We start from the raw sequence: 206 nt of genomic DNA on the forward strand, positions 1-206 counted from the left end.
ATATTGTTATTAGACACGATGACAAGCTTAAAACCCGCCTGTTTGACCTTTTCAAACCAGGCCACCAGCTCGGGAGTTGCGTTCGGCGCTTTTGCACCGACCAGCGTGTTATCCAGATCCGTAATAATGCCGCGATATCCTTGAGCATACAAGCCTTCAAGATCAATATCAAAGACGGTATTCACCCGTAATTTGGGCATCAGCAT

The 206-nt window shown here is 46.6% G+C and carries 1 protein-coding gene; it reads right to left on the minus strand.

Annotated features, from left to right (window positions below):
• The coding region (locus A372_RS0100295; RefSeq protein ID WP_019418903.1) for a hypothetical protein at positions 1-206 on the minus strand (206 nt) is incomplete at both ends.

Origin of the sequence: Paenibacillus sp. OSY-SE (genome assembly GCF_000283315.1) — a bacterium.
Classification (GTDB): domain Bacteria; phylum Bacillota; class Bacilli; order Paenibacillales; family Paenibacillaceae; genus Paenibacillus_B; species Paenibacillus_B profundus.